At 60.9% G+C, this 6071-nt stretch carries 7 protein-coding genes and 1 pseudogene; 6 read left to right on the forward strand and 2 right to left on the reverse strand.

Translation table 11 applies throughout. The features are described 5' to 3' along the window. Positions 1 to 296 (forward strand): 4Fe-4S dicluster domain-containing protein (locus tag I8N66_RS35315; protein WP_291164570.1); only part of this gene is annotated, 296 nt, incomplete at its 5' end. Between the two features lie 84 nt (positions 297 to 380). Here I8N66_RS35315 and I8N66_RS35320 read toward each other — a convergent pair. Further along, complete coding sequence (locus tag I8N66_RS35320) at positions 381 to 1286, reverse strand: alpha/beta hydrolase (RefSeq protein ID WP_291164573.1); 906 nt, start codon at positions 1284 to 1286, stop codon at positions 381 to 383. A gap of 91 nt (positions 1287 to 1377) precedes the next feature. Here I8N66_RS35320 and I8N66_RS35325 point away from each other — a divergent pair, with 91 nt between their 5' ends. The 3 genes from I8N66_RS35325 (at position 1378) to I8N66_RS35335 (ending at position 4179) form a co-directional block, all read left to right on the forward strand. Continuing rightward, on the forward strand, positions 1378 to 1950 hold the full coding sequence (locus tag I8N66_RS35325; RefSeq protein WP_113541537.1) for a CGNR zinc finger domain-containing protein: 573 nt from the start codon (positions 1378 to 1380) through the stop codon (positions 1948 to 1950). A gap of 232 nt (positions 1951 to 2182) precedes the next feature. After that, the gene (locus I8N66_RS35330; protein ID WP_113541536.1) at positions 2183 to 3181 is read left to right on the forward strand and encodes an ABC transporter substrate-binding protein; all 999 of its coding nucleotides are present in this window, start codon (positions 2183 to 2185) and stop codon (positions 3179 to 3181) included. Positions 3182 to 3291: 110 nt separating this feature from the next. Continuing rightward, positions 3292 to 4179: a proline/glycine betaine ABC transporter permease gene (locus tag I8N66_RS35335; RefSeq protein ID WP_113541535.1), complete on the forward strand. Its 888-nt coding sequence runs from the start codon at positions 3292 to 3294 to the stop codon at positions 4177 to 4179. Positions 4180 to 4249: 70 nt separating this feature from the next. Here the strand turns inward: I8N66_RS35335 and I8N66_RS35340 are convergent, their stop codons facing one another. Continuing rightward, positions 4250 to 5158: a DMT family transporter gene (locus tag I8N66_RS35340; RefSeq protein WP_291164581.1), complete on the reverse strand. Its 909-nt coding sequence runs from the start codon at positions 5156 to 5158 to the stop codon at positions 4250 to 4252. Positions 5159 to 5310: 152 nt separating this feature from the next. On the opposite strand from I8N66_RS35340, the gene I8N66_RS35345 reads away from it, so the two are divergent. Next, positions 5311 to 5784 carry an Lrp/AsnC family transcriptional regulator gene (locus tag I8N66_RS35345; RefSeq protein WP_113541533.1) on the forward strand — a complete coding sequence of 158 codons (474 nt, stop codon included), beginning with the start codon at positions 5311 to 5313 and terminating at the stop codon, positions 5782 to 5784. A 146-nt stretch (positions 5785 to 5930) separates the two neighbouring features. Further along, positions 5931 to 6071: pseudogene (locus tag I8N66_RS35350) on the forward strand (diacylglycerol kinase family lipid kinase); the annotation flags it as partial.

Below are 6071 nucleotides of genomic sequence, written 5' to 3' on the forward strand. Positions count from 1 at the left end.
GGCTGTCCTCGGTGTTCCTGTCGAACACCAACCACGAGGAGGATCAGCCGGTCCATCTGCAGGTGAAGGACATGGAGCTGCAGAAGCGCTCCGAGCACGACATCTATGCCGGCCCCTCGACGCGCTACTGTCCGGCCGGCGTCTACGAGTGGGTGGAAAAGGACGGCAAGGACGTTTTCGTCATCAACGCGCAGAACTGCGTGCACTGCAAGACCTGCGACATCAAGGACCCCAACCAGAACATCAACTGGGTGCCGCCACAGGGTGGCGAAGGCCCGGTCTATCCGAACATGTGATGTTCGAGGGCGGACCGCAATTCGCGGCCCGGCCGAAGATCAGGAAAGGCGTCGATGGTTATGGCCACGGCGCCTTTTTTCATTTCATGCCTTCGTCCAGATGCGGTCGACGAAGTCGGCAATCAGCGGTGCGATTTCCGGCAGGCTCTCTTCCAGCGCGAAGTGACCGGTGTCGAACAGGTGCAGATCGGCCTCAGGGAGATCGGCAAGAAACGCGCGGGCGCCTTTTTCGGTGAAGAACGGATCATTGCGGCCCCAGGTGATCAAGGTCGGGGGCTTCTCGCTTCGCAGCCACTCTTGCCATTCGCCGGAGCGGGCAAGGTTGCTCTTGTAGTCGAAGGCAAGATCGACTTGCGGCTGGCGGCGGTCGGGACGGTCGAGGAAATGCTGATCCATGGTCCAACCGTCGGGTGCCACCAGTTCCGGATCCCCAGTGCCCCCGACATACTGCCCTCGGGTCATCTCCAGGGTCAGCAGTTGCCGGACCTGTTCCACTGCGCCCTCGTCTTGCGGTTCAAGTGCGATGAAATCGCGGGCGATGTCGGAAAGCCCCTCCAGATAGGCGTTGCCGTTCTGGACGATCAGTCCCGCAATCCGCTCGGGACGCCGGCTTGCAAGGCGAAAGCCGACAGGTGCTCCGAAATCGAAGGCGTAGAGGACAAAGCGCTTGAGCGCCAAGGCCTCGACGAATCCTTCGATCACTTCAGCGAGCCGATCGAAGCTGTAGACGAAGCTGCCGCCCTCATTTGTCGATGTCGGAGCGTCGCTGTGGCCAAAACCCGGATAGTCCGGCGCGATCAGCCGGTATTGGCTGCCGAGCGCATCCATCAGGCGACGGTATTGGTGCGAGGACGAGGGGAAGCCATGCAGCAGCAATATCGTGGGCACGTCGTCGCCGGCCTCGACCGGCTCGCTTTCCCGATAGAAGACGCGCACGCCGCTGGCTTCGATGAAGCGGTGGCGGATCGATGGAATGCGATGTCTATTCATTTAACACCCCTATCTTGAAAGTTTATGCATTAGAATTGCGTTGGAAATGCTAATGTGTCAACATCGAAATCATGCATTAAATGAGGGCCGCATGGACCTGGTTCCTTTTGTCGGAGAGCCGCTTGCTCTCGATCTCGTCAACACGCATCCGCTGACAGCGAGTGGACGCGTCGATCTGATCGCGGATGGGGAAGGGCTGGCGGATTGGCTTGAGTTGGAGCGGGCCCGTCTTCCGGACGCGGCGTTTGACGGGATCGGTGCGACAAGTGCGGCCGACGTTGCGCCTGTGCTTGCCGTCAGGGCGCACATGACCTCGGCAATTGCGCATGTCATGAGCGGGCAACCCGTTCCCGCGGCCGATATCGAGGGCCTCAATGTGGCAATGCGCGCCGCGCCGCTCGTACGACATCTCGACTGGAGTGACCCGCCGCGTCTTGTCAGTGAGCGGCTGGCTGCACCCATGATCCAGCTGGCGGGATTCCTGGCCGAGGATGCCGCGGCGCTGCTGGCCCATCCGGACGCCGGCCTGATCCGCAAATGCGAGGCGGAGGATTGCGTCATGCTCTTCGTCGGCAACAACGCCCGCCGGCGCTGGTGTTCGGCTACGCGCTGCGGCAACCGGGTTCGGGTGTCACGCTATTATCAGCGCAGCAAATCGACCTGATCTGCGCCTCAGCCATCTTCAAACATTAGGAAAGGCACCCGTTGACGCAAATGGGAAAGTCCTTGCCGGAAAACCCCGTTAGCTTTCATGATGTCATCGGCTCGAAGCCGACGGACCTGCAGGCCTTTCGGTCCCTGTTGTTTCGAGTTGGACCGAGCTCTGTGACGCTGTCGATCCCCGCGGTGAGATCGGCAGTGCGATGAGATGCACCGCCAAAACAAAGGGAACGGAAATGAAGAAGCTTCTTGCAACGACCTGTCTGGCCGCCGGCCTCCTCGGCCTCGCCGGCGCCGCTTCGGCCGCCGAATGCGGTGACGTGACGATCGCCAACATGAATTGGCAGAGCGCCGAGGTGCTGGCGAGCGTCGACAAGATCATCCTGACGGAAGGCTACGGCTGCAATGCCGACCTGGTCGTTGGTGACACGGTTCCGACGATCACCTCGATGATCGAAAAGGGACAGCCGGATGTTGCGCCGGAAGGCTGGGTCGACCTGCTGCCGGATGTCGTCAATCGCGGTCTCGAGGAAGGCAAGCTCGTCGGTGCTGCCGTTGCGCTTTCCGATGGCGCCGTTCAGGGCTGGTGGGTCCCGAAATACATTGTCGACGCCAATCCTGACATCAAGACGATCGACGACGCGCTGAAGCACAAGGAGCTGTTCCCGGATCCGGAAGATGCCAGCAAGGGCGCCGTCTTCAATGGCCCGCAGGGTTGGGGCGGTACCGTCGTGACCACGCAGCTCTACAAGGCCTATGGCGGCGAAGCCGCGGGCTTTACGCTTGTCGACACCGGCTCGGCCGCCGGCCTCGATGGCTCGATTGCCAAGGCCTATGAGCGCAAGCAGGGCTGGGTCGGGTACTACTGGGCGCCGACAGCACTTCTCGGCAAGTACGAGATGGTGAAGCTCGAGCATGGCGTACCGGCCGATGCGGCCGAATGGAAGCGTTGCAACACAGTCGCCGATTGCCCGGACCCGAAGAAGAACGACTGGCCGAAGGACAAGGTCCAGACGCTTGTGACCAAGTCCTTCGCCGATCGCGCCGGCCCGGCCATGGACTACCTCAACAAGCGCGCCTGGACCAATGACACGGTCAACAAGTTGATGGCCTGGATGACCGACAACCAGGCGAGCGGAGAGGAGGGCGCCAAGCACTTCCTTCAGGAGAACCCCGACCTCTGGACCAAGTGGGTCTCGCCCGAGGTTGCCGAAAAGGTCAAGGCCGCACTCTGAACGCACTGATTGAAACCATGGGCGGCGCGATCACTTGCGCCGCCTCTTGTTCGACGTCCGGCAACTGCAAAACAACAATCGCGGTCGGCGAAATGTGAAGGGGAAATGGAATGGACTGGTTTACCCAGTTTCCGCACATGGACGACGAGAGCCTGCGGGCGTTGAAGAAGGCTATCGACGAGGGATTCCGGTCGTTCACGCGCGCCTACGGCGACGCAATCGAAGGCTTCTTCGAGCCACTGCAGTTCTTCCTCATCCAGTCGGAGCGCTTCATGACGAAGACGCCCTGGCCGATCATCCTGGTGCTGATTGCGCTGATCGCCTGGGTGGCGAGCCGGAATTGGAAGATCGTCGCCGGTTGTATCGGTACGCTCCTGCTCATCGGCTATTTCGATATGTGGGACGATACGATGAAGACGGTCTCGATGATCTTCGTCTGCACTGTCCTTTCGATCGCCATCGGCATTCCGATCGGTATCGTGATGTCCCGTTCGGATCGCTTCCAGAATATCGTCAATCCGATCCTCGACGTGATGCAGACCATGCCGAGTTTCGTCTATCTGATCCCGGTCGTCATGCTGCTTGGCATCGGCAAGGTGCCGGGGCTGATTGCCGTGGTCATCTACGCGATACCGCCGATGATCCGGCTCACCAATCTCGGCATCCGTCTCGTCGACAAGGATGTGCTGGAGGCTGCCGATGCCTTCGGTTCGTCGGGCTGGCAGAAGCTCAAGAACGTGCAGATGCCGTTGGCCCTGCCGACGATCATGGCCGGCATCAACCAGACCATCATGATGGCGCTCGCCATGGTGGTCATCGCCTCGATGATCGGTGTTCAAGGTCTCGGTCAGCCGGTGCTGAAGGCGATCGCCAACCAGTACTTTACCCTCGGCATCTTCAACGGCCTCGCCATCGTCGGGATTGCGATCATCTTCGATCGTGTCAGCCAGGCCTATGGCCACCGCCTGCAGAAGCATCGCGAGATCATCCACGGCTGAGCCTTGGGGATCAAGAAAAGTGAAGGCCCCGGTGCGAAAGCGCCGGGGTCTTTGTCCTTTCCGGAAAGGCTCACGTGCGGACAGAGAGGATGCCGGTGGAAAGTGCGACACCACCAGCCGTGACGATTGCGGCCAGCATTTCGAACAGGCCGATCTGCTCGCCGAGCAGGACCGCGCCGCCAATCATCGCGAGCACCGGGGTGAGTGCGGTGAAGGCTGCGGCCTGCGTGCCGCCGAGGCTCTTCACCGCAAAGCCATAGGCGACCATGGCAACGAGGCCGGACAGGATGCCCTGGCTGGTGATCTGCAAGGCGATCTCCTGGAACGGGACGTTGGCAAGCGTGCTTCCGAAAAAGATCGCAAGCGCCAGATGAATCAGGAGCGACCAGACGGCAATCAAGGCGCTTCCCTGCAGCGGGCTCAGCCCGGACCGGCGGAATGCGTGGGTGTAGATCGCCCAAAGCGTCGCCGCCGCCGGCAACAGGGCATATCCGATCCAGCCGTCGGACGCTGAAGCGGTGAGATTGCGCGTCAGCAGGATGGCGACGCCGGCGACGATCGCGGCAAAACCCAGCATCCGCATCCGGTCCGGACGTTCCCCAAAGACGGTGATGCCGATCAGGGCGGTGGCAAGCGGCATCGAGCCGCCGAGAAGAATGCCGACGGAGGAGGCGGGAACGGAATGGATCGCAAATGCCGAGACCTGAAAGAAGACCGCGCCCGAACCCGCGACCATCAGGGCGAGAAGCAGGACCGGCAGCTTGCGCGGCAATAGGCCGGTCTTCAACCAGACCGGCGCAAGCAGGAGGGTCGGCACGCCATAGCGGATCAGGCCGAGGTCGATCGTGCCGAGTGCAGTGCCTGCCGAATGGCGGGTCGCGAGAATCCAACCCGCCCAGATGAGGACGGTCACGAAGGCGCCGGCATAGCCGGCGGCGACAGGCGTCGTATTGCCGCGATCGAAGGCGAGCGCAACCATTTGAATTTCCTTCCCGATTTGAGTATCTCAGAGGCTTTTGGGTCCGGAAGGAAGATTACGCCCTGAACGCAAGGCATGTCCTTGCGATTTATGCCCGAAGCAGGCTATAACTAGCAACAATGTGCCAATAGATGCCTCCGAAATTTATGATCATGCCAAATCTCGATAAATTCGACTTCGCAATCCTCAGGATACTCCAGGAGGATGCGCGCGCGACGAACGTCGAGATCGCCGAAAAGGTCAATCTTTCGCCGTCGCCTTGCCTGCGGCGCATCCGCAATCTGGAAAAATCCGGCATCCTGCGTGGCTATCGCGCCGACATCGACCGCAAGGAAGCCGGCCTCGGGCTCACGGTCTTCGTGGAGATCAAGGTGGGACGGCACAGCCGCGAGAATGCACAATTGCAGCAGGAGGCGTTGCTCGCCATTCCCGAGGTGGTGTCCTGTTTCCTGATCTCGGGCAATGCCGATTTTCTCGCCGAGGTCGTCGTCGAGGACCTCCCGGCTTACGAGAAGCTCCTGACCGATACGCTGCTTGCCCTGCCGGGCGTGACCGACATCCGCTCGAACTTCGCGATCCGGTCGATCAAGACGGGTGGGCCTCTGAAATTGCCCGAGCCGCGCTGAACGCCGGGCGATTGCCGGTCTCGGAGCTTCGCCGGCACGCGATTGATTCCCGTTAAGTTTCAGTAAGGTTCTGGAATTGGCCGCAATCGCGATTATCTGATCGCGGTGAACAGCTTTGCCGCGGCAACGGAGCCAGTGACCCATTCATGAAAATCAAGGCGATCTTCAATCGTGACGGCGGAACCTTCCGCACGACGGATATGGCGGCCTATGGCCAGAAGGTTGAGGAGGTCTTCCACGCCGCTGGACATCGGATCGAGATTGCCGCCGTTTCCGGAAATGAAATG

The sequence above is a fragment of the Ensifer sp. SSB1 genome, from assembly GCF_016652895.1.
Lineage (GTDB): Bacteria > Pseudomonadota > Alphaproteobacteria > Rhizobiales > Rhizobiaceae > Ensifer.